General features: G+C 74.8%; 23 protein-coding genes and 1 pseudogene. 4 read left to right on the plus strand and 20 right to left on the minus strand.

The features are described 5' to 3' along the window. Positions 1–441 precede the first annotated feature (441 nt). The 7 genes from dapB to ACI8AG_RS09830 all read right to left on the minus strand — a co-directional run bounded on the left by dapB (position 442) and on the right by ACI8AG_RS09830 (position 8,222). Positions 442–1,239 carry a 4-hydroxy-tetrahydrodipicolinate reductase gene (dapB, locus tag ACI8AG_RS09800; RefSeq protein WP_456596886.1) on the minus strand — a complete coding sequence of 266 codons (798 nt, stop codon included), beginning with the start codon at positions 1,237–1,239 and terminating at the stop codon, positions 442–444. A 49-nt stretch (positions 1,240–1,288) separates the two neighbouring features. Continuing rightward, positions 1,289–1,636 carry a VanZ family protein gene (locus ACI8AG_RS09805; protein ID WP_456596887.1) on the minus strand — a complete coding sequence of 116 codons (348 nt, stop codon included), beginning with the start codon at positions 1,634–1,636 and terminating at the stop codon, positions 1,289–1,291. A 1-nt stretch (position 1,637) separates the two neighbouring features. Then, complete coding sequence (locus ACI8AG_RS09810) at positions 1,638–2,894, minus strand: M16 family metallopeptidase (protein ID WP_456596888.1); 1,257 nt, start codon at positions 2,892–2,894, stop codon at positions 1,638–1,640. Positions 2,895–3,164: 270 nt separating this feature from the next. After that, positions 3,165–5,429 (minus strand): polyribonucleotide nucleotidyltransferase, encoded by a 2,265-nt coding sequence (locus tag ACI8AG_RS09815; RefSeq protein ID WP_456588747.1) that lies wholly within the window; start codon positions 5,427–5,429, stop codon positions 3,165–3,167. A 273-nt stretch (positions 5,430–5,702) separates the two neighbouring features. Next, positions 5,703–5,972 carry a 30S ribosomal protein S15 gene (gene rpsO / locus ACI8AG_RS09820; RefSeq protein WP_113812701.1) on the minus strand — a complete coding sequence of 90 codons (270 nt, stop codon included), beginning with the start codon at positions 5,970–5,972 and terminating at the stop codon, positions 5,703–5,705. 127 nt (positions 5,973–6,099) lie between these two features. Then, on the minus strand, positions 6,100–7,062 hold the full coding sequence (locus tag ACI8AG_RS09825; protein ID WP_456588748.1) for a bifunctional riboflavin kinase/FAD synthetase: 963 nt from the start codon (positions 7,060–7,062) through the stop codon (positions 6,100–6,102). 20 nt (positions 7,063–7,082) lie between these two features. Continuing rightward, entirely contained in the window at positions 7,083–8,222 is a 1,140-nt protein-coding gene (locus tag ACI8AG_RS09830; protein WP_456588749.1) for a branched-chain amino acid aminotransferase, read from the minus strand. A 203-nt stretch (positions 8,223–8,425) separates the two neighbouring features. On the opposite strand from ACI8AG_RS09830, the gene ACI8AG_RS09835 reads away from it, so the two are divergent. Further along, positions 8,426–9,211: a CPBP family intramembrane glutamic endopeptidase gene (locus ACI8AG_RS09835; RefSeq protein ID WP_456596889.1), complete on the plus strand. Its 786-nt coding sequence runs from the start codon at positions 8,426–8,428 to the stop codon at positions 9,209–9,211. Here ACI8AG_RS09835 and ACI8AG_RS09840 read toward each other — a convergent pair. Then, a complete protein-coding gene (locus tag ACI8AG_RS09840; RefSeq protein ID WP_456596890.1) occupies positions 9,189–9,527 on the minus strand; it encodes an antibiotic biosynthesis monooxygenase family protein in 339 nt (112 codons plus the stop codon). The genes ACI8AG_RS09835 and ACI8AG_RS09840 overlap by 23 nt on opposite strands. Here ACI8AG_RS09840 and larB point away from each other — a divergent pair. Continuing rightward, complete coding sequence (gene larB, locus ACI8AG_RS09845; RefSeq protein WP_456596891.1) at positions 9,508–10,275, plus strand: nickel pincer cofactor biosynthesis protein LarB; 768 nt, start codon at positions 9,508–9,510, stop codon at positions 10,273–10,275. The genes ACI8AG_RS09840 and larB overlap by 20 nt on opposite strands. Here larB and larE read toward each other — a convergent pair. The 12 genes and pseudogenes from larE to rimP form a co-directional block, all read right to left on the minus strand. After that, complete coding sequence (gene larE, locus ACI8AG_RS09850) at positions 10,266–11,102, minus strand: ATP-dependent sacrificial sulfur transferase LarE (RefSeq protein WP_456596892.1); 837 nt, start codon at positions 11,100–11,102, stop codon at positions 10,266–10,268. The genes larB and larE overlap by 10 nt on opposite strands. A 21-nt stretch (positions 11,103–11,123) precedes the next feature. Continuing rightward, positions 11,124–12,041, minus strand: a complete 918-nt coding sequence (gene truB, locus ACI8AG_RS09855) for a tRNA pseudouridine(55) synthase TruB (RefSeq protein ID WP_456596893.1) — start codon at positions 12,039–12,041, stop codon at positions 11,124–11,126. Then, positions 12,038–13,297, minus strand: coding sequence for an MATE family efflux transporter (locus ACI8AG_RS09860; protein WP_456596894.1), 1,260 nt, complete (start codon positions 13,295–13,297; stop codon positions 12,038–12,040). The genes truB and ACI8AG_RS09860 overlap by 4 nt, the downstream gene beginning before the upstream one ends. Positions 13,298–13,427: 130 nt before the next feature. Next, complete coding sequence (locus ACI8AG_RS09865; protein WP_456596895.1) at positions 13,428–14,480, minus strand: DHH family phosphoesterase; 1,053 nt, start codon at positions 14,478–14,480, stop codon at positions 13,428–13,430. Beyond that, a complete protein-coding gene (locus ACI8AG_RS09870; protein WP_456596896.1) occupies positions 14,477–14,719 on the minus strand; it encodes a hypothetical protein in 243 nt (80 codons plus the stop codon). Before ACI8AG_RS09870 ends, ACI8AG_RS09865 begins: the two co-directional genes overlap by 4 nt. Continuing rightward, complete coding sequence (gene rbfA / locus ACI8AG_RS09875; protein WP_456596897.1) at positions 14,716–15,225, minus strand: 30S ribosome-binding factor RbfA; 510 nt, start codon at positions 15,223–15,225, stop codon at positions 14,716–14,718. Before rbfA ends, ACI8AG_RS09870 begins: the two co-directional genes overlap by 4 nt. Before the next feature lie 85 nt (positions 15,226–15,310). Beyond that, positions 15,311–15,604 (minus strand): DUF503 domain-containing protein, encoded by a 294-nt coding sequence (locus ACI8AG_RS09880; protein WP_456596898.1) that lies wholly within the window; start codon positions 15,602–15,604, stop codon positions 15,311–15,313. A gap of 99 nt (positions 15,605–15,703) precedes the next feature. Beyond that, positions 15,704–17,539, minus strand: coding sequence for a translation initiation factor IF-2 (gene infB / locus ACI8AG_RS09885; RefSeq protein WP_456597038.1), 1,836 nt, complete (start codon positions 17,537–17,539; stop codon positions 15,704–15,706). Between the two features lie 969 nt (positions 17,540–18,508). Continuing rightward, positions 18,509–18,652: pseudogene (locus ACI8AG_RS09890) on the minus strand (translation initiation factor IF-2 N-terminal domain-containing protein); the annotation flags it as partial. Positions 18,653–18,713: 61 nt separating this feature from the next. Further along, positions 18,714–19,094 (minus strand): YlxR family protein, encoded by a 381-nt coding sequence (locus ACI8AG_RS09895; protein ID WP_456596899.1) that lies wholly within the window; start codon positions 19,092–19,094, stop codon positions 18,714–18,716. Between the two features lie 8 nt (positions 19,095–19,102). After that, positions 19,103–20,254 (minus strand): transcription termination factor NusA, encoded by a 1,152-nt coding sequence (nusA, locus tag ACI8AG_RS09900; protein ID WP_456596900.1) that lies wholly within the window; start codon positions 20,252–20,254, stop codon positions 19,103–19,105. Further along, positions 20,251–20,904 (minus strand): ribosome maturation factor RimP, encoded by a 654-nt coding sequence (gene rimP / locus ACI8AG_RS09905; RefSeq protein ID WP_456596901.1) that lies wholly within the window; start codon positions 20,902–20,904, stop codon positions 20,251–20,253. Before rimP ends, nusA begins: the two co-directional genes overlap by 4 nt. Positions 20,905–21,194: 290 nt before the next feature. Between rimP and ACI8AG_RS09910 the strand changes: the two genes are divergently transcribed. Together ACI8AG_RS09910 and ACI8AG_RS09915 are read left to right on the plus strand one after the other, a co-directional pair. Then, complete coding sequence (locus tag ACI8AG_RS09910; RefSeq protein WP_456596902.1) at positions 21,195–21,683, plus strand: hypothetical protein; 489 nt, start codon at positions 21,195–21,197, stop codon at positions 21,681–21,683. Positions 21,684–21,695: 12 nt separating this feature from the next. Further along, on the plus strand, positions 21,696–22,157 hold the full coding sequence (locus ACI8AG_RS09915; protein ID WP_456596903.1) for a ferritin-like domain-containing protein: 462 nt from the start codon (positions 21,696–21,698) through the stop codon (positions 22,155–22,157). Positions 22,158–22,165: the final 8 nt, after the last annotated feature.

Raw genomic sequence — 22,165 nt, forward strand, 5'->3', positions numbered from 1 at the left:
AGCGTTCGTCCTGAGCCAGGATCAAACTCTCCGTAGATGATTTGATCGCAGCTGAGAACCGCGAGCTGACACTCGCGATATCAATCAACCAAAGGAATCCCAGCCCCAACCACACAGTGGCCAGGGCACGGGGTATTACTTGGCACTGACTTTCGGCACGCTGTTGAGTTCTCAAGGAGCGGACGCGCAAGAACTAGACCCTCGCGGGCTTCGTCCCTGGCTGGATGTCCCACTCTACGCCGGTTTCCAGTGACCCGCTACCCGGGCCCCGGTCCGGCGGCCCTTCCGGGCCGCGCGGCGCATGGAGAACCATACACGACTTCTCCGGCCGGTGCGCAAGCCCGGGTCCCGTGACGCGCGCCACCCCTCGGTGACGTGCTGGACCGGCCCCGTCCAGCGGCTCGCGCCGAGCCTGCGAGGCGTGAGGAGGACGGGGTCCTTCTAGAGCCCCAGGAAGCTCTCGATGCCCACCGTCAGGCCGGGGCGCCGGCCGATCTCCCGGACGGCGAGCAGCACACCCGGCATGAACGAGGCGCGGTCGTAGGAGTCGTGCCGCAGGGTCAGGGACTCCCCCGCCGCCCCGAACAGCACCTCCTGGTGCGCCACCAGCCCGGCGAGCCGGACCGCGTGCACGTGCACCCCCTCGACATTGGTGCCGCGCGCACCCGGGAGCTCGTCGGTCGTCGCGTCGGGGACGGGGGCCATCCCGGCCGCCCGGCGGGCCGACGCCACCAGACGGGCGGTGCGCAGCGCCGTCCCCGAGGGGGCGTCCACCTTGTTGGGGTGGTGCAGCTCGACGACCTCCACGGACGGGAAGAAGCGGGCCGCCTCCTGGGCGAAGCGCATGAGCAGGACCGCCCCGATGCCGAAGTTGGGCGCGATGACGACGCCCACCTCCGGCTTCGGCTCCAGCCACTCGGCCACGGTGGCCAGACGGGCCTCGTCGAAGCCGGTCGTCCCCACGACGCAGTGGATGTTGTTGTCGATGCAGAACCGGATGTTGTCCATGACCACGTCGGGGCGGGTGAAGTCGACGACGACCTGCGCTCCGGCGTCGGCCACGTTGAACAGCCAGTCGCCGTCGTCGACCATCGCCACCAGCTCGAGGTCGTCGGCCTGGTTCACCGCCTTGACCACCTCGGTGCCCATCCGGCCGCGGGCGCCGAGCACCCCCACCGGGATGAGCGGGGACCCCGCATCGGTCGAGGTGGGCTGCTGGCCGGTCGGGCTCGTCGTCACGCGGCCAGGTTTCCCGGCCCGGCGTCCCGATGCAAGACAGGGGTCCGGATCAGCGTGCCCGGCGTTCCCGCCAGTGCCAGACGAGGAGCCCGACGGCGACGCCGGCGACATCGGCGGCGCCGTCCGCCACCGAGGCGGAACGGCCCAGCGGGACGAGCCCCTGGACCAGCTCGCTGAGGACGGCGTAGGCGACGAGCCCCGCGGCCAGCCGCGGCGTCCCCACCCCGGCCCACCGGCCCGTGGCCGCGAGCACGGCGAAGAGCGCCAGGTGCACCGCCTTGTCCGTCCCGGGCGGTGCGGTGGGCACGCCCGAGGAGGGCAGGAAGAGGATCACCAGGGACGCCGCCAGCACCAGGCCGAACGCCACCCGGGGCAGTGCCTGCCCTCCGTCGCGCACGTCAGAGCCGGTCGAGGTCGGACTCACGGTAGGGGCCGACCACGGCCAGGCAGGTCTCCCGGCCGAACAGCTCGGCCGCCACCGAGCGGACCTGCCCCTCGTCGACGGCCTCGATGCGGGCCAGCACGTCCCGGACCGGGACGTACTCGCCGTAGGAGAGCTCGCTCTTGCCGAGCCGGCTCATCCGGGAGCCGGTGTCCTCGAGCCCGAGCACCAACCCACCCTTGAGCTGACCCCGGGCCCGGGCGACCTCGTCGGCGGTGAGCCCGTCGACCGCCACCCGGCCGAGCTCCTCGCGGATCAGCCGCAGCACCTCGGGCACCCGCTTCTTCGAACAGCCGGCGTAGACGGAGAACGCTCCCGCACCGGCGTAGTGGGTGAGCGCCGAACCGACGCTGTACACCAGGCCCCGCTTCTCGCGGATCTCCTGGAACAACCGCGAGCTCATGCCGCCCCCGACGGCGGCGTCGAGGACTGCGGCCACGTAACGGCGCTCGTCCTGCCGGCCCATGGCGGGCGTGCCGAGCAACAGGTGCGTCTGCTCGGTCCGGCGGGAGATCAGGCCGGTGGGCCGCGCCGGCCGCTCGAGGACGAGGTCCCCGGTGCGCAGGGGCGCCGGGCGGCCGGCGCCGGAGAGCCGGTCGCCGAAGGCCTTCGCCACGAGGTCGAGCACCTGCTGGTGCTGCACCCGCCCGGCCGCGGTCACGACGATCGAGGGCACGGCGTAGCGGGACCGGTACCAGCCGTCGACGTCGTCCCGGGTGAGCCCCTCGATCGACTCGACGGTGCCGAGCACCGAGCGGCCCAGGGAGGTGTCGCCGTACAGGACCTCGGCGAACAGGTCGTGCACCGCGTCGGAGGGCTCGTCGTCGCGCATGGCGATCTCCTCGAGCACCACCGTCCGCTCCGACTCCAGGTCCGCGGCGGTGTTGGTGGCGTCGGTGACCAGGTCGGCCAGCAGCGTCACCGCGAGCGGCAGGTCGCTGGCGAGCACGTTCGCGTAGTAGCAGGTGTGCTCCTTCGCGGTGAACGCGTTCATCTCACCGCCGACCGCGTCCATGGCCGTCGCGATCTCCAGCGCGCCGCGCGACGTCGTCCCCTTGAACAGCAGGTGCTCGAGGAAGTGCGACGAGCCGGCGACGGCCGGCGTCTCGTCCCGCGACCCGACGCCCACCCAGATGCCGAGCGTCGCCGACAGCACGCCCGGCATGCTCTCGGTGAGGACCCGCAGGCCCCCGGGGAGCTCGGTGCGTTCCACCCGGCCACCCACCTCGTCGAGGTCGAGCAGCGCGGTCGTCCCTACGGGAACCGGGGGGGGGGGGGGCCCCCCCCCCCCCCCCCCCCCCACAAAAAAAAGGGGCCCCAAACCCCCCCCGCGGGGGGGGGCGGGGCCCCCCCCGGGGCGGGGGGCCCCCCCCCCCCCCCCCCCCCCCCCCCCCCCCCCCCCCCCCCCCCCCCCCCCCCCCCCCCCCCCCCCCCCCCCCCCCCCCCCCCCCCCCCCCCCCGGCCCGGATCAGATCAGTCGTGGTCACTCACCCGCAGGGGCGGCGTCGGCCGGAGCCTCGGCGGGCGTGTCGGCACCGTCGGCGGCGACCGGCGCGAGGCTGATCTTGCCGCGGGCGTCGATGTCGGTGATCTCGACCTGCAGCTTGTCGCCGACGTTGGCGACGTCCTCGACCTTGCCGATGCGCTTGCCGCCACCGAGCTTGCTGATGTGGACCAGCCCGTCCTTGCCCGGGAGCAGCGAGACGAAGGCACCGAACGGCGTGGTCTTGACGACCGTGCCGAGGAAGCGCTCGCCGACCTTCGGCATCTGGGGGTTGGCGATGGCGTTGATCCGGTCCACCGCGGCCTGCGCCGAGGGGCCGTCGGAGGCCCCGACGTAGATCGTGCCGTCGTCCTCGATGGTGATGTCGGCGCCGGTCTCGTCCTGGATGGCGTTGATCATCTGCCCCTTGGGGCCGATGACCGCACCGATCTTGTCGACCGGGATGCGCACCGTGGTGACCCGCGGCGCGTACGGGCTCATCTCGTCCGGCGCGTCGATGGCCTCGTTCATCACGTCGAGGATGTGCAGCCGGGCCGCACGCGCCTGGGTGAGCGCGCCGGCGAGGACGTCGGAGGGGATGCCGTCGAGCTTGGTGTCCAGCTGCAGCGCGGTCACGAAGTCGCGGGTGCCGGCGACCTTGAAGTCCATGTCACCGAAGGCGTCCTCCGCACCGAGGATGTCGGTGAGCGCGACGTACTCGGTCTTCCCGTCGACCTCGTCGGAGACCAGGCCCATCGCGATGCCGGCGACCGGAGCCTTCAGCGGCACACCGGCGTTGAGCAGGGCCAGCGTCGAGGCGCAGACCGAGCCCATCGAGGTGGAGCCGTTGGAGCCCAGCGCCTCCGACACCTGACGGATCGCGTAGGGGAACTCCTCGCGGTCGGGCAGCACCGGCAGCAGCGCGCGCTCGGCGAGTGCGCCGTGGCCGATCTCGCGGCGCTTGGGCGAACCCACGCGGCCGGTCTCACCCGTGGAGTACGGCGGGAAGTTGTAGTTGTGCATGTAGCGCTTGCGGTCCACCGGCGAGAGGGTGTCCAGCTGCTGCTCCATGCGCAGCATGTTGAGCGTGGTGATCCCCAGGATCTGGGTCTCGCCGCGCTCGAACAGCGCGGAGCCGTGCACGCGGGGCACGACCTCGACCTCGGCCGACAGCGGCCGGATGTCGGTGAGTCCACGACCGTCGATGCGCACCTTGTCGCGCAGGATGCGCTGCCGGACGACCTTCTTGGTCAGCGCGCGGAAGGCACCGGAGATCTCCTTCTCCCGGCCCTCGAACTGACCGGCCAGCGCGGCCTTGACCTCGTCCTTGAGCGCGTCGGTCGCGTCCTCGCGCTCCTGCTTGCCGGCGATCTGCTGGACCTGGGCCAGCTTGTCGCCGACCTGCGCCTCGACGGCGGCGTAGACGTCGTCCTGGTAGTCGAGGAAGCGCGGGAACTCCGCGGCGGGCTTGGCGGCCTTGTCGGCGAGCGCGGACTGCGCGTCGCACAGTGCCTTGATGAACGGCTTGGCCGCCTCGAGGCCCTGCGCCACGACCTCCTCGGTCGGGGCGGGCGCGCCGCCGGCGACCAGCTGGACCGTCTTCTCGGTGGCCTCGGCCTCGACCATCATGATCGCGACGTCGCCGTCCGGGAGGACCCGACCGGCCACGACCATGTCGAAGACGGCGTCCTCGAGCTCGGCGTGCGTCGGGAAGCCGACCCACTGGCCGTTGATCAGCGCGACGCGGCAGCCGCCGACCGGGCCGGAGAACGGCAGCCCGGAGAGCTGGGTGGACGCCGAGGCACCGTTGATCGCCAGCACGTCGTAGAGGTGCGCCGGGTCCAGCGACAGGACGGTGATGACGACCTGGACCTCGTTGCGCAGGCCCTTGGCGAACGTCGGGCGCAGCGGGCGGTCGATCAGCCGGCAGGTGAGGATCGCGTCCTCCGACGGCCGGCCCTCGCGGCGGAAGAACGAGCCGGGGATGCGCCCGGCGGCGTACATCCGCTCCTCGACGTCGACCGTCAGCGGGAAGAAGTCGAACTGCTCCTTGGGCTGGCGCCCGGCCGTGGTGGCCGACAGCAGCATGGTGTCGCCCATGGTGACGACGACGGAGCCGGCGGCCTGACGCGCGAGCCGGCCGGTCTCGAAGGTGATCGAACGGCTGCCGAATGCGCCGTTGTCGATCACCGCGGTGGCGGTGGTGACCCCGTCCTCGGGGTCGAACTCGGCGGCGATGGGGCCGCTGGTGGTGGGTGCGGACATCTGTCCTTCTCTCGTCTCGTCGCGCCGGCCTCGTACCGGTTCGCGACTCCTCTTACGGCGAGCGTTCGCCGTCTGCGCCCGGGGCGACCGGTGCTCGATCGAAGCCCTCGGGCCGTGCCGTTCCCCGTCCGGGGTCCGGCCACTCCTCCCGGGGGCCACTACCGAGGACCGGCCCTGTGCGGGCGGCCGACGGAGGTCCCGCCTGGCCCGTGCGGCGGGTGCCGCACGAGAGAGGGGACCGACCCGGTGATCCGGAGCGGTCCCCTCGACGTGCTAGCGGCGCAGGCCGAGCCGCTCGATCAGCGACCGGTAGCGGTTGATGTCGGTCTTCGCCAGGTAGTTCAGCAGCCGACGGCGGCGGCCGACCAGCAGGAGCAGGCCCCGCCGGCTGTGGTGGTCGTGCTTGTGCATCTTCAGGTGCTCGGTCAGGTCGCTGATCCGGCGGGTCAGCATCGCGACCTGCACCTCGGGCGAACCGGTGTCCTTCTCGACCGTCGCGTAGTCGGTCATGATCTGCTGCTTGGTCGCGCTGTCGAGCGCCATGGTTCGCCTCCTGGGCGGGTCACGTGTGGCCCTCGGTCCGACTCACGAGGGCAGGTAGACACACACGTCGGTCACCCGACGTTGCTGCCAACCTTACACACCGCCCGGGCGAGGACCGGGTCCCGCGTCAGCGGAGCCCGAGCAGACGCCGGGTGTCGGCCACGTCCTGCGCCATGGCGGCGAGCAACCCGTCGACGTCGGGGAAGGCGGCCATCGGCCGGAGCCGGTGGGCGAACTCGACGCCGACGTGCTCGCCGTAGAGGTCGCCGTCGTAGTCGAGCACGTAGGCCTCGACGGTGCGGCGGCTGCCCTGGAACGTCGGGTTGGTCCCGACCGAGATGGCCGCGGGGAACCGGTCGCGGCTGGCACCGCTGCGCGGGTCACGGGTCACGAGGTGGCCGGCGTAGACACCGTCGGCGGGGATCGCCGTGTACGGGGGCGTCTCCACGTTGGCCGTCGGGTAACCGAGGTCCCGCCCCCGGCGGTCACCACGCACCACGACGCCGTCCACCCGGTGCGGCCGGCCCAGCGCGCGGGCCGCCGGCACCATGTCCCCGGCGGCGACGCAGGCGCGGATGTAGGTCGAGGAGATGGTCACCTCACCGTCCTCCGACGCGTCCTGCGCCAGGGCCATCCCCTCGACCGCGAACCCGAAGCGCCGTCCCTCCGCGGTCAGCGACGCCACCGTGCCGGCGGCGCGGTGGCCGTAGGTGAAGTTCTCCCCCACGACGACCTGGGCCGCGTGCAGCCGCTCGACGAGCACCGTGTGGGTGAACGTCTCCGGCGGGAGCTTCATGAACTCCGGGGTGAAGGGCAGCACGCACATCGCATCCACCCCGAGCTCCGCGACCAGCTCCGCCTTCCGGTCCAGCGACGTGAGGATCGCGGGGTGCGAACCCGGCCGGACGACCTCGGCCGGGTGCGGGTCGAAGGTCAGCAGCAGGCACGGACGGCGCATCGCCCGGGCGCGCGCGACGGCGGCCCCGATCAGCTCCTGGTGCCCGCGGTGGACGCCGTCGTACATGCCGACGGTGACCACGGTCCGCCCGAGGTCCCCCGGGGTGGCCTCCAGCCCCCGCCAGCGCAGCATGCGACCGCCTCCAGCCGCGATCAGGAGACCCGGTGCAGCCAGCCGTGGGTGTCGGCCACCCGCCCGTGCTGGATGTCCAGGAGGGTCTCCCGCAGCCGCATGGTCAGCGGGCCGGGCTCGCCGTCGCCCACGGTGAAGTCACCGGTCCGCGCCTTGACCTCGCCGACGGGGGTGATGACCGCGGCCGTCCCGCAGGCGAAGGTCTCGGTGATCGAGCCGTCGAGCGCACCGCTGCGCCACTCGTCGAGGGTCACCTTGCGCTCGGTCACCCGGTGCCCGAGCTCCCGGGCGACGGTGATCAGCGAGTCGCGGGTGATGCCCGGCAGGAGCGTGCCGGAGAGCTCGGGGGTGACCAGCTCGGCGTCCTCGCCGGAGCCGAGGACGAAGAAGAGGTTCATCCCGCCCAGCTCCTCGATGTAGCGCCGCTCCACGGCGTCGAGGTAGACGACCTGGTCGCAGCCCAGCTCACCGGCCTGCTGCTGGGGACGGAGGCTCGCGGCGTAGTTGCCGGCGCACTTGACGTCGCCGGTTCCGCCGGGCGCCGCCCGCACGTAGTCCTCGGAGACGAAGACCGAGACCGGGTGCACGCCGCGCGGGAAGTACGCGCCTGCCGGGCTGGCGATGACCAGGAAGAGGTACTCGTGCGCCGGGCGGACACCGAGGAAGGACTCGCTGGCCAGCTGGTACGGACGCAGGTACAGCGTCTGGTCGGGCCCGGTCGGCACCCACTCGCGATCGGCGTCGACGAGCGCGTCGACGGCGGCGAGGAACGCCTCCTCGGGCACCGGCGGCATCGCCAGCCGCTCGGCGCTGCGGACGAAGCGCGCGGCGTTGGCCTCCGGCCGGAAGGTGGCCACGCTGCCGTCGGGCTGGGCGTAGGCCTTGAGCCCTTCGAAGATCGACTGCGCGTAGTGCAGGGCGGCCGTGCCCGGGTCCATCGGCAGCGGGCCGTACCGGGTGAGCCGGGCGTCGTACCACCCGCGGCCGGCCTGGTAGCGGGCCACGAACATGTGGTCGGTGAAGTAGCGGCCGAACCCGGGGTCCGCCAGCAGCTCCTCGCGCTCGGCCGTGGGGCGGCGCTGCACGTCCTCCACGACCACCGGCACGCCCTCGACGAACGTCCGGGACGAGGTACGGCTGTCGGCGAGCGTCTCGGTCATGGCTCCTACCTGACGGGCGGGTGTTCGGACGGAGCGGCGAGCGCCGGATCCGCGGGCTCACCCTAGCCCGCGCCCGCGCGGGAGCCGACGGCGAAGCACCTCCGGCGCCCGCGGCCGCGCGACGATCGGCGGCCACCCCAGGGGCGGCGCCCGGTCACCCGGACGTCGCCCGGGGGCCACCCGGCCGCCCTGGGCTCCGGTGGATGGGCGGGGATCCCGCGCGGACCCCCGCGTCCGGGGCGCTTCGCGCCGTCGGGTTCGGGATCACCGTGCACGCGGCCCGCCTGGTGGTCATCCTGGCCACCCTCGCGCTCGGGCCGCTGGCCGGGATCTCCGGCTGGTACCTGGGGCTGGCGGCGAACGTCGCCTGCACCGTGTACGCCGTCGCGCTGGTCACCCGGATGCGGCTGTGGCGCTCGACGGGCCTGCTCCGCCTGCTGCCCTCCCGCCTGGCGCTGCTGTCCCTCCTCCCCCTGGTGGCGGAGGCGGCGCTGTGGGCGCTGCCCGGAGGCATCACCGTCCGGGCGCCGGGCCTCCCGCTTTGGCTGCTGACCCTGCTGCTGGTCGGTGTCAACGAGGAGCTGATCAGCCGGGGCGTGGTGCTCTCCCGGCTGTGGCGCGACCTCCCGGTCGGGGTCGCCGTCGTGGTCACCGCTGCGCTCTTCGGCGCCCAGCACCTCTCGCACCTGGTCACCGGCGACCGCGCCCTCGCCGACGTCGCGGTGAACGTCGTCCTGTCCGGCGTCTACGGTTTCGCCCTCGCCGCCTTCCAGGCCCGTTTCACCTGGCTGTGGCCGCTGGTGCTGGTGCACGCGGCCACCGATGTCACGTCGGTGCTCGGGCAGGAGGCGCCCACCGGCTGGTACGTGGCGGCGCACGCCGGCCTGCTGGCCTACGGGATCCTCCTGCTGCGCGGCCGGCCGGCCGACCCGGTTCGGGGACGGCCGGCGTCCGGGTCCGCGACGGTCAGGCCTGGTGGTCCTGGTTGACCTTCGGCCCGGCGTACTCCAGCACCTCGTAGGTCCACACGTGCGCCGAGTGCGGGGCGGCCGAGGCGAGGGTGTCGCCGCCGCCGTCGTGGGCGCGGTCGAATTCCTGGCTGGACTGCCATGCCTCGTACGCCTCGACGCTGCTCCACCGCGTGTAGACCAGGTACTGGTCGGTGCCCTCGACCGGCCGCAGGAGCTCGAACCACTCGAAGCCCGGGGTGCTCTCCACGGCTCCGGCACGCCCGCGGAACCGCTCCTCGAAGCGCTCCTGCTTGTCCTTCGGCACGGTGATCGCGTTGATCTTGACGACGCTCATGGTCGTCCCCTTCCCGGTCGGCGCGGCCGCCAACCCCACGGCCACCCGCCCGTGCGGCACGCTGGCGCAGGTGAGCGCACCCCGCACCACGGACCTGGGCTTCGCCCGCCTCGACCTCGACCGCGAGGCCCGCACCGGCACCCCCGAGGTGGTGTACGCGGCCGGCAAGACCCCGGCGCAGACGGTCGCCTGCCTCGCCGGCCTGCTCGAGGGGTCGCCGGCGGCGTTCGCCTGGGCGAGCCGGGTCGACGACGCCACGGCCGAGGCGATCCGCGAGCGCTGGCCCGACGCGGTGGTCGACGAGGAGGCGCGGTGCGCGTTCGTGGGGACTCCGCCGCCCCCGGTCGGCGAGGTGCTGGTCCTCACGGCCGGCACCTCCGACGGCCCGGTGGCCGCGGAGGTGGCCGCCACCCTGCGCGCGTGCGGAGTGGGCTGCCGGCGGGTGGACGACGTCGGGGTGGCCGGCGTGCACCGGGTGCTGGCGGTCGCGCCGGACCTGGCCGCGGCCGACGCGGTCGTCGTCGCCGCCGGGATGGACGGCGCGCTGCCCAGCGTGGTCGCCGGCCTGACCGACCGCCTCGTCGTCGCCGTCCCCACCTCGGTGGGCTACGGCGCGGCGTTCGAGGGGCTGGCCGCGCTGCTCACCATGCTCACCGCCTGCGCACCCGGGGTGCTCGTCGTGAACATCGACAACGGGTTCGGCGCCGGGGTGGCCGCCGCCCGGATCGTGCGCTCGGCTCAGCGGTAGCGGACGGGGTCGGGCAGCAGCTCGTTCATCGCGCCCGACCGGAAGCCCCGGGGATCGAGCTCCACCCGGCCGAAGCCGGGGACGGCGGTGGGCAGGTCCACCCGGGCGGCGACCTCGTCCACCAGCGCGGCGTCCACCTCGACCCGGGCGACGTCGTCCCCCAGGTCGCGCACGCGCAGGTCGCGCACCGGCAGGCCCGCACTCGTGAGGGCCGAGCGCAGCGCCACCTCCGCGCGCTCGACCCGGGCCAGCGCCTCGGCGCTCACCGGCACGCCGTAGGCGATCCGGCTGGCCAGGCATGCGGCGGCGGGCTTCTCGGCCAGCGGCAGACCCCAGCGCCGGGCGGCGGCGCGGACATCGTCCTTGGTGAGGCCCGCCCGCGCCAGCGGCGCCCACGCACCGCGTTCGGCGGCGGCCCGGATGCCCGGCCGGAAGCCGGCCACGACGTCGTCGGCGTTGGTACCGGTGACGACGTCGCCGATGCCCAGCCGCGCCGCCAGCGGCATCAGGACGTCGACCAGCTCGGACTTGCAGAAGGCGCACCGGTCGCCGGCGTTGGCGCGGTACCCGGCGCGGGAGAGCTCGTCGGTGCGCGGTCGCTCGTGCCGGACGCCGAGCGACGAGGCGAACTCCCCGGCGCCGGCCAGCTCGGCCGCGGGCAGGCTCGGCGAGACGGCCGTGGCCGCCACCACCCGCCCCGGGCCCAGCGCACGCACCGCGGCGGCGAGGAGCACCCCCGAGTCCACGCCCCCGGAGAACGCGACGACCACCCCGGGCAGCGGGCGGAGCTGCGCGTCGAGGTCGGCCAGCCGGGCGTCGAGGGTCACGGCCGCCAGGCTGCCACCGGCTCAGGCCGGCGGGAAGCCGACGACGACGCGGGCGGTGCGGCCGGCGTCCTCGACCAGCGCCGCCAGGCGGCCGTCGGGGTCCACGGCGGCGTGCAAGCCAGCGGCCCCGGTGGCCGGGATGCGCTGCCCGTACCCCAGCGCCCGCGCCTCCTCGGCGGCGAGCGCGCGCTCGGGGAAGACCAGCCGGGCCGCCTCGGTGAGCCCCAGGAACCCGGGGCCGCCGCCGGCCACCAGGGAGGCGGCGGACTCCTCCACCGTGCCCGCCTGCGCGACGGTGAACGGGCCGGAGGCGGTGCGGCGCAGCGCGGTCAGGTGGCCGCCGACGCCCAGCGCCGCCCCGGCGTCGCGCGCGATGGCCCGGATGTAGGTGCCGGCGGTGCACTCGACGGTGACGTCGGCGTCGACCAGGTCCGGCTCCGGCCGGGCGATCCGGTGCACCTCGAGGCGGTGCACCGTGACCGCGCGGGGCTCGAGGACGACCTCCTCCCCCGCGCGCACCCGGTCGTAGGACCGGCGGCCGTCGACCTTGACCGCGCTCACCGCCGACGGCACCTGCCGCAGCGGCCCGGTCTGCGCCGCCAGGGCCGCGCGGACGGCGTCGTCCGGCACGTGGGCGGTCGAGGCGGAGCTCAGCAGCTCTCCCTCGCGGTCGTCGGTGACGGTGGCCTGCCCCAGGCGGATCGTGGCCTCGTAGGTCTTGTCGTGGCCGCCGACGTACCCGAGCAGCCGGGTCGCGGTGCCGACACCCAGCACCAGCAGGCCGGTGGCCATGGGGTCCAGGGTCCCGGCGTGGCCGACCTTGCGCACCGACAAGGCGCGCCGGGCGCGCGCGACGACGTCGTGGGAGGTCATGCCGCCGGGCTTGTCCACCAGCAGCAGACCGGGCGGTACGTCGGCGTCGGGGCGTCTCGGGCTCACCCGGCAACCGTCTCAGGTGCCCGCAGCCAGCGGTCACCCGCCACCCGCACCAGCACGGCGAGCAGCCGCAGCCCGATGAACAGCGTGAGACCGGTCCAGATGCCGGCCAGCCCCAGGCCCAGCGGGGCGGCGAGCAGCGACAGCGGCAGGAAGCCGACGAGGGCGGCCGCGATCGTGACGGTGCGCAGGTAGCCGACATCCCCGGCGCCCATCAGGACGCCGTCCAGGGCGAACACCACGCCGGCCAGCGGCTGGAAGCCGGCGAGGAACCACCAGACGACGGCGGCCTGCGCGAGCACCGCCGGGTCGTCGGTGAACAGCGGCGGCAGCACCCCGCGCAGCGCGACCAGCGCGGCGGCCACGAGGCAGCCGGTGACCAGCCCCCAGACGGCGACCCGGCGCGCGGTCGCCCGGGCGTCGTCGGGACGCCCGCCGCCGAGCGCCTGCCCGACCAGGGTCTGCGCGGCGATCGCGTAGGCGTCGAGCACCAGCGCGAGGAAGAAGAAGAGCTGGAGCGCGATCTGGTGGGCGCCCAGGGCGGCGGTCCCGGCCCGGGCGGCCACGCCGGCGGCGACGAGGAACGACAGCTGCAGCACCGCCGCCCGCAGCAGCAGGTCCCGGCCGATGACCAGCTGGCGCACGATCGCGGCGGGCCGCGCCCGCCAGTCCGCCCCCTCGCGCAGCAGCGCCCGCACGAACAGCGCCGCGGTGAGCGCCTGCCCGACCACGTTGGCCACGGCGGAGCCGACCAGGCCCAGCCCCGCTGGGTGCACCAGCAGCGGGCACAGGACGAGGCTGAGCAGGCTCCCCGCGACGACGTAGCGCACCGGTCGGCGCAGCTCCTGCACGCCGCGGAGCCACCCGTTGCCGGCCAGCGAGACCAGCAGCAGCGGGGCACCGAGCGAGGCGACCCGCAGCCACTGCTCCCCCGCCTCGGCGACCGGGCCCGCGCCGCCGGCCAGCGCCCGGGTCAGCGGTCCGGCCAGCGCCTGGAAGAGGGCCAGCACGAGCAGGCCCAGACCGACGGCCAACCACGTCGCCTGCACGCCCTCCTCGACGGCGCCGGCCCGGTTGCCGGCCCCGGCCCGGCGGGCGGCCCGCGCGGTGGTGCCGTAGGCCAGGAAGTTCAAGAGCGCGGCCGCCCACGCCAGCAGGCCACCCCCGACGGCCAGGCCGCCCAGCGCGACCGTCCCGAGGTTGCCGACCACGGCGGTGTCCACGAGGAGGTACAGCGGCTCGGCGGCGAGGACGACCAACGCCGGCAGGGCGAGGGAGAGGACGGACGCCGGGCGCGACGGGAGCCCCGCCGGGTCCCGCTCAGCGCCCCGATCGGCCTCGGTGCCGGCGCCCGCGCCGGGCGTGCGAGGCGTGGGGGGCTCGGTCCTTCTAGGCACCTGGTCGCAGGGGGAGGCCGGAGGCCGACACCGCGTCCAGCTCGCGGCGCAGGGCCTCGATGGTCTTCTCGCGATCGAGGGAGGAGGTGTACCCCGCGGCGGCCCGGTGCCCGCCACCGCCCAGCGCCATCGCCACACGGGCGACGTCGGTCCGGCCGCGGGAGCGGAGCGACACCGACCAGGACCCGTCGTCCTGCCCCTTGAGCACGCAGGCCACGTCGGCCTCCTCGGTGGCGCGGACGACGTCGACCAGCGCCTCGAGCTGCTCGCCGGGCAGGCCGTGCTCGCCGGCCTCCGCGGTGCTCGACCAGGTCCAGACCAGTCCGGCGCCGACCCCCGGTTCCAGGACCGCCCGGCCCGCGACGACCGAGAGCAGCCCGAGCCAGCTGAACGGCGCGGTGTCGAAGAGGCGGCGGCTGATCGCCGCGTGGTCGATCCCCGTGGCGAGCAGGCGCGCGGCGAGCTCGTGGGTCTCGGGGCGGGTGCTGCCGAACCGGAAGGAGCCGGTGTCGGCGGCCAGGCCGGCGTACAGGCAGGTCGCCAGTCGGTCGTCCAGCGCGACACCGAGGCCGTCGAGCAGGTCGGCCACCAGCGTGACCGTCGCCGGTGCGGCCGGGTCCACCAGGCGGACCCGGCCGAATCCCGGGTTGCTCGCGTGGTGGTCGACGACCACGGAGGTCCCGGCACGGTCCAGCAGCGGGGCCAGCTCTCCCAGCCGTCCCGGGGAGGCCGCGTCCAGGGCGACGAAGACGTCCGGGGAGGACGGCACGTCGGCGGACGGCACCAGCCCCTCGGCGCCGGGGATCCACCCGAGCGAGGCGGGCAGGGTGAACGGACCGGGGAAGGTGGCGAGCACCCGGGCGCCGCGCCGGCGCAACGCCTCGGCGAGCGCGAGGCAACTGCCCAGCGCATCGGCGTCGGGCTGCACGTGGCCGGACAGCACGACGGTCGCACGCGATCGCGCGGCCTCGGCCAGTACCGCGGTCGCCGACCGGGTCGCGTCCGCCAGATCCGCGGCGGGGCGCTCGTCGGGGACGGGGGTCACGCGCCCGGATCGGGGTCGGCCACGCGGCCGCCCTGGTGCTCGGTGATGTCGCCCCCGCCGACCGGGTAGCCGGGGCCGCCGTCGTCGGGCTCGTCGGCCGCGATGCTGGGCGCCTCGCCGATCTGGCCGCGCTTGCCGCCGTCGGTCGGGTCGCCGGTGTGCGGCACGGGTGCACCGCCCAGCACCGACGTGCCGTGGCCCTCGTCGGGCTCGTACGGGTCGGGGTCGTTCTCGGTCACTGGGCACTCCTCGTGTCGGCGGCGTCCTCGGATCCGTCGTCGACGGGGTCGGACCCCACGATGTCGTCCTCGTCGTCGTCCGCGTCCTCCACCGGCTTCCGGTAGGGGTCCGGCTCGCCGGCGTAGCTGGCGCCCTCACGGGCGCGGGCCAGCTCCGCATCGGCGTGCCGCGCCCGCTCGAGCGCTTCCTCGAGCTCACGTGCGGTGTCGGGCACGATGTCGGCGACGAAGGTCAGCGAGGGGACGAACTTGATCCCGGTCTGCCGTCCCACGGTGGAGCGCAGCACACCGGTCGCACTGCTCAGCGCCTTGGCCGAGTCGGCGACCTGGGTCTCGTCGCCGTACACGGTGTAGAAGACCGTGGCCTCGCGGAGGTCGCTGGTCACCCGGGCGTCGGTGACGGTCACCATGCCCAGGCGGGGGTCCTTGATCTGGGACTCGATCGCGGCGGAGACGATCTGTCGGATGCGCACCGCGAGCTTGCGGGCGCGGGCCGGATCGGCCATCGGGACCTCCAGGTGCGTGGATGGAACGGCCCCCTCGCAGGGCCCCGCCGCGAGCCTGCGAGCGGTGGGGGGCGAGGGGGTCCTTCTAGTCGGTGTCGCTGAACAGCTGCCGGTGCGTGGACAGCAGCGTCACCTCCGGCCGCTCGGCCAGCAACCGTTCGCAGGCGTCCAGGACGTCGGTGACCTGGGCTGCCTCCCCCGCCACGGTGGCGACCGCGACCTGCACCCGACGGTGCAGGTCCTGGTCGCCCACCTCGGCGGCGGCGACGGCGAAGCGGCGGCGCAGCTCGGCCACGATCGGTCGCACGACCGATCGCTTCCCCTTGAGCGAGTGGACGTCGCCCAGCAGCAGGTCGGCGGTCAGTGCTCCGGTGAACACCGTGCACCTCCCACCGACCCGCTGCTGGTGACGTACTGGAACGGCTCCGCTGCAGGGTCCCGGGCCGAGCTTGCGAGGCACGGGGGCAGCGGGGTCCTTCTACTCGCGCGGCTTCTCGCGCATCTCGAAGGTCTCGATCACGTCGTCGACCTTGATGTCGTTGAACGACCCCAGGCCGATACCGCACTCGTAGCCCTCGCGGACCTCGGTCGCGTCGTCCTTGAACCGGCGGAGGGACTCCACCGTCAGGTTGTCGGCGACCACGGCACCGTCACGCACCAGGCGTGCCTTGGCGTTGCGCACGATCGTGCCGCTGCGGACCAGCGAACCGGCGACGTTGCCGATCTTGGGCACCCGGAAGACCTCGCGGACCTCCGCCGTACCGAGCTGGACCTCCTCGTAGACCGGCTTGAGCATGCCCTTGAGCGCGGCCTCGATCTCGTCGATCGCCTGGTAGATGACCGTGTAGTACCGGACGTCCACCCCTTCGCGGTTGGCGAGCTCGGTGGCCTGGCCCTCGGCCCGGACGTTGAAGCCCAGGACGATGACGTCGTCGGCCAGCGCCAGGTCGATGTCGCTCTTGGTGATCCCGCCGACGCCGCGGTGGATGACCCGCAGCGAGATCTCGTCGTCGACCTCGATCTTCATCAGCGCCTCTTCGAGCGCCTCGACGGTGCCCGAGTTGTCGCCCTTGATGATCAGGTTGAGCTGACGGTTCTCCTTGAGCGCCGCGTCCAGGTCCTCCAGGCTGATCCGCTTGCGCATGGAGGCGTTCTGCGCGTTGCGGATGCGGGCCTGGCGGCGGTCGGCGATCTGCCGGGCGACGCGGTCCTCGTCGACGACGAGGAAGGTGTCACCGGCGCGGGGCACCGAGGTGAGGCCGACGACCTGCACGGGGCGGGCCGGCAGGGCCTCCTTCAGCTTGTTGCCGTGCTCGTCGAGCAGCGACCGGACGCGACCGTAGGCGTCGCCGGCCACGATCGAGTCGCCCTGGCGCAGCGTGCCGCGCTGGACGAGCACCGTGGCGACGGGGCCGCGGCCCTTGTCCAGCTTGCCCTCGATGACCACACCCTGCGGGTCCTGCTCGGTGTTCGCGCGCAGGTCCAGCGAGGCGTCGGCGGTCAGCAGGATCGCCGCGAGCAGGTCGTCGAGACCCTGCCGGGTGATCGCCGAGACGTCGACGAACATCGTCTCGCCGCCGTACTCCTCGGCGACCAGGCCGTACTCGGTGAGCTGCTGGCGGATCTTGGCGGGGTTGGCCCCCTCCTTGTCCACCTTGTTCACCGCGACCACGATCGGCACCTCGGCGGCCTGCGCGTGGTTGAGCGCCTCGACCGTCTGCGGCATGACGCCGTCGTCGGCCGCGACCACCAGGACGACGATGTCGGTGACCTTCGCGCCACGGGCACGCATCGCGGTGAACGACTCGTGACCCGGGGTGTCGATGAAGGTGACCGGCCGCTCGTTGCCGTCGAGCTCGGTGACGATCTGGTAGGCGCCGATGTGCTGGGTGATGCCGCCCGCCTCACGCGCCACCACGTTGGCGTCGCGCAGGGCGTCGAGCAGCTTGGTCTTCCCGTGGTCGACGTGACCCATGACGGTCACGACCGGCGGACGGGGCGCCCAGTCCTCCTCGTCGCCCTCTTCGTCACCGAAGGTGAGGTCGAAGGTCTCGAGCAGCTCGCGGTCCTCGTCCTCGGGGCTGACGACCTGGATGTTCCAGCCGATCTCGGCGCCGAGCAGCTGCAGCGTCTCGTCGTTGACCGACTGCGTGGCGGTGACCATCTCGCCCAGGTGGAACAGGGCGGTCACCAGCGCGGCCGGCTGGGCGTTGATGCGCTCGGCCAGATCGGTCAGCGAGGCGCCGCGGGGCAGCCGGACGGTCTGCCCGTTGCCGCGCGGCAGGCTGACGCCGCCCATGCTGGGCGCCGCCATGGAGTCGAACTCCTGACGCCGCTGCTTCTTGCTCTTGCGCCCGCGGACCGGACCCCGGCCACCGGGACGCCCGAAGGCTCCGGCCGTACCGGCACCCGAGCCACCGCGACCGCGACCACGGCCACCGCCGCCACGGAAGCCACCGCCGGCGGGCGCGCCGGCGCCCGGGGCACCGCCACCGCCGCCGGGACGGAAACCGCCGCCACCACCGGGACCACCCGGACGGCCACGACCCGCACCTCCGGGGCCGCCGCCGGGACGGCCGCCGCCGGCCGGCCGCGGCGGCATCATGCCGGGCGACGGACGCTGCGGCATCATGCCCGGGTTCGGGCGCGGACCGCCCGGACCGGCCGCGGGACGCGGGCCACCGGCACCGGGGCCGGGACGCGGACCGCCGGGCCCGGCCGGACGGGGACCGCCGGCGCCGGGCGCGGGGCGGGGACCGCCGGCGCCGGGCGCAGGACGGGGACCGCCGGCTGCGGGGCCGGGACGCGGGCCGCCGGCCGCGGGGCCGGGACGCGGGCCGCCGGCCGCGGGCGCCGGACGGGGAGCGCTGCTGAAGGGGTTGTTGCCCGGACGCGGGGCCGGCCGGGGGCCGGGACGCGGACCACCGGGCGCGGACCCGCCGGCCGGGGCCGGGCGGGGAGCTCCGGGACGGGGGGCCGACGGCTGCTGCGGCGGGGCCGCCGGAGCCTGGGCTGCCGGAGCCTGCGCCGCCGGAGCCTGGGCTGCCGGGGCCTGGGGCGCCGGGGCCTGGGCCGGAGGCTGCGGAGCGGGCGCCGCGGGACGCGGACCCGGGCGCGGGCCGGGAGCGGCCGGGCGCGCCGGCGCGGACGCCGCCGGGGTCTGCGGGGCGGCAGCCTGCGGAGCAGGCGCCGCGGCCGGGGGCGTGGGAGCGGACGGCGCGGGAGCGCTCGGACGCGGGGCTGCCCCGCCGTTGGCGCCACCGGGGGCGGCGCCGAGCGCCTCGCGCAGCCGTCGGGCCACGGGGGCCTCGACGGTCGAGGACGCGGACTTCACGAACTCGCCCTGCTCCTTGAGCTTGGCGAGCACGGTCTTGCTGTCGACACCGAACTCCTTGGCGAGTTCGTGTACGCGGGCTTTGCCTGGCACGGGTCTCCTCTTGGTGAGGCCGGCGGCTTGCCCGCTCGACCTCGTCGTTAGTGGCGCATGGTCATCGTGAGAACTTCACGGCTGAGTCATCCGACGGTGTCCTGTCGACGTGCGGACCGGCCTGGTGCCGACCCGACTGGGTACTGCTGTCCTCCCCCGACCCGGCCCCGGTGGCCTCCGCGGAGGCACCCAGGACGTGAGCCCGGAGCGGACCGACCCCCGGCGGTGTGCTGCATCGCAGCGCCCGCTGGAAGGCCCGGCGTCGCTCCGCTGCGCGCAGGCACTCCGCGGTCGGGTGCAACGAGGCACCACGACCGGGGAGGCGCCGCCGCGGATCGGGGACGAGGTCCCCGGCCACGACGACGACGCGCAGCAGGTCGGTGACCGACGTCCGCTTCCGGCACCCCACGCAGGTGCGGACCGGAGTCGACGTTTCGGCCATCCTCAACTCTAGCGCGTGGCCGGTCCGCGTTGTTCCGCGCGGCGGGGAGCCGAGCGGGAACCCCCCGCGGGAGCCTGCGATCGGGCCCCGGGCGCCCCGCCACGCCCCCCGCCCGGGTGGGGTGGCAACCCGGACCGCAGCGGCGGGCGGCCCACCCCCGGAGAGGGGGATGCGTCGGCGTCGTCGGCCTGGGCGTCGCTGCGGATGTCGATCCGGCAGCCGGTCAGCCGGGCGGCCAGGCGGGCGTTCTGCCCCTCCTTGCCGATGGCCAGCGACAGCTGGTAGTCGGGGACGACGACGCGCACCGCCTTCGCCTGGGGGTCGACGAGGCGGGCGCTGCTCACCCGGGCCGGGCTGAGCGCCGAGGCGACGAAGTCCGCCGGGTCGTCCGACCAGTCGACGATGTCGATCTTCTCGCCGTGCAGCTCGCTCATCACGTTGCGCACCCGCTGCCCCATGGGGCCGATGCAGGCCCCCTTGGCATTCAGCCCGGGCACCGCGGTGCGGACCGCGATCTTCGAGCGGTGCCCCGCCTCGCGCGCGACGGCGACGATCTCGACGCTGCCGTCGGCGATCTCCGGGACCTCGAGGGCGAACAGCTTGCGGACCAGGTTCGGGTGCGTCCGCGACACCGTCACCTGCGGGCCGCGGAAGGTGCGGGAGACCGCCACCACGTAGGCCTTGATCCGGTTGCCGTGGGTGTAGGACTCCCCCGGCACCTGCTCGGCGGAGGGGAGCACGGCCTCGACCTTGCCGATGTCGATCATCACGATGCCGCTGGCGTTGCGCCGCTGGTCGGCCTGGACGATGCCGCTGACGATGTCGCCTTCCTTGCCGGCGTACTCGCCGAAGGTCTGCTCGTGCTCGGCGTCGCGCAGCCGCTGGACGATGACCTGCTTGGCGGTGCTGGCCGCGATCCGGCCGAAGTCCGACGGGGTGTCGTCCCACTCGCGCACGACCTCGCCGTCGGCTCCGATCTCCTGGGCGAGGACGGCGACCTCGCCGCTCTTGCGGTCCACGTGCACGCGCACGTGCTTCGCCGCCCCGTCGGCGTGCCGGTAGGCGGTGACCAGGGCCGTCTCGAGCGCCTCGATGACCGTGTCGACCGGGATGCCCTTCTCCCGCTCCACCGCCTTCAGCGCGGTGACATCGATGTTCACTTCTCTCCTCCGTCGTCGTCCGCGAGCCCGGCCTGGTCCAGGTCGTCGAGCTCGGCGGCGTCGTGCTCCGCGATGTCGTCCGCGGTGTCGTCGGTGATGTCCTCGGGGGTGTCGTCGGGGGAGTCGGCGCGGCCGAACTCGACCTGCACCCGCCCCGCCCCGAGCTCCGCCCACGGCACCTGGCGCGGCTGCGGGGGCCGCTTCTTCGCCCCCGGCTTCCCCTTGGCCTCGACCGCCAGGGTCACGCCGTCGCCGTCCACCGCGGTGATCCGTCCGGTGAGCTGCTCGATGGCCCCGGCGGGGCCCACCCCCACCACCACCAGCCGACCGGTGTTCCGGCGCCAGTGGCGCGGCTCGGTGAGCGGCCGGTCGACCCCCGGGCTGGTCACCTCGAGGACGTAGGGCGTGCGGCCCATCCCGTCGTCGTTGCGGTCGAGCACGTCGGAGACCGCCCGGCTCACCTCGGCGATGTCGTCGAGGGTGACACCGGCGTCGCGGTCGACGACCACGCGGACGACGCTGCGCCGGCCGGCGGGGGTGACGACGAGTTCCTCCAGGTCGTACCCGGCCTCGGTGACGACCGGGCGGATCCAGGCGGTCAGCCGGTCGGTGGCGGGGTCGCTCCGCTGGGTTCCGCGAGAGGCGGACACGCTGGCCTCCTCAGGCTCGGTCGGCGGCACGGTGCCGTGCGCGCAGTTCTGCGGCCCGGCGCCGCGGACCTGCGTCGCTGGCCGGGCCCGGTGTCGAGGGGAAGAGCTCAGGTTACCGCCCACCCCGGGACGGCGGCCCAGCGCGGGGCGACCGGGCCGCTCCGGCCGAGCCCTGCGCCCACTGGGGCGCACGGGGGCAGGGTGACGCGGTGGACGTCCCGACGACGCGGCGCGCCAGCCCGACCGCGCGACCGGCTGCCGGTGCGGTCGAGCTGCGAGGATGGACGGCGATGTCTGGCACCCCTCGTCCCGGTCGGCGGGCGTTCACCCGTCGGACCCTCCTGGTGGCGTCCGCCGCCGGCGTCGCCGTGGTGGCCGCCGGCTGCACCTCCTCGCCGCCGGTCGAGGAACGCGACGCCGTGACCAGCGCGCAGGCCGACGAGCTGGCGGCGCAGGTCGGCGTCCAGGAGACCCTCGTCCGGGCGTACGAGCTGGCCTTCGACGCCGACCCCGCACTCGCCGCTGCCGCCGGGAACCTGGCGACCCAGGCCGGCGAGCAGCTCGACCGCCTCCGCGCGGCCACCCCGGGCAGCAGCCCGTCGGCCACCCCGCCACCGGACACGCCCCCGGCCGGCGAGGGGCAGGCCTGGCTGCGGGCGCAGGTCGCCGTCGCCGCCACCTCCCATGCCGCCGCCGCCCTGGGCCAGACCGGAGGGCGGGCGGCGCTGCTGGGCTCCATCGCCGCGGGACTGCGCGGTCACGAGGCACGACTGGCATGAGGAAGATCGGCCATGGCTGACGACGAGACCACCGGCCCCTCCCCCGAGGACGACGCCCTGAACGCCGCGCTGGCCGCCGAGCACGCCGCCGTGTGGGGATACGGCGTGGTCGGGGCGGCGCTGGGTGCGGGCGGCCGGGCGGCCGCCGCGACCGCCGAGGCCGGGCACCGCGACGTGCGGGACCAGCTGATCACCCTGCTCGATGGGCACGGCACGGATCCCGTGCTGCCCGAGGCCGGCTACGCGCTGCCCTTCCCGGTGCTCTCGGCGGTGGACGCCGCCGCCCTCGCCGCGGTGCTGGAGGAGGGCGTCACCGCCGCCTGGGTGCGGGTCCTGGACCGGGCCGAGGAGCGGACCACGCGCACGCTGGCGATGGAGGTGCTCAGCGCCGCGGAGGTGCGGGCGGTCGGCTGGCGGGAGGCTGCGGGCCAGACGCCCGTGACGCGCGCCCTCCCCGGGCTGCCACCCCGGTAGCAGGCCCC

This window comes from Blastococcus sp. SYSU DS0552 (assembly GCF_054050815.1).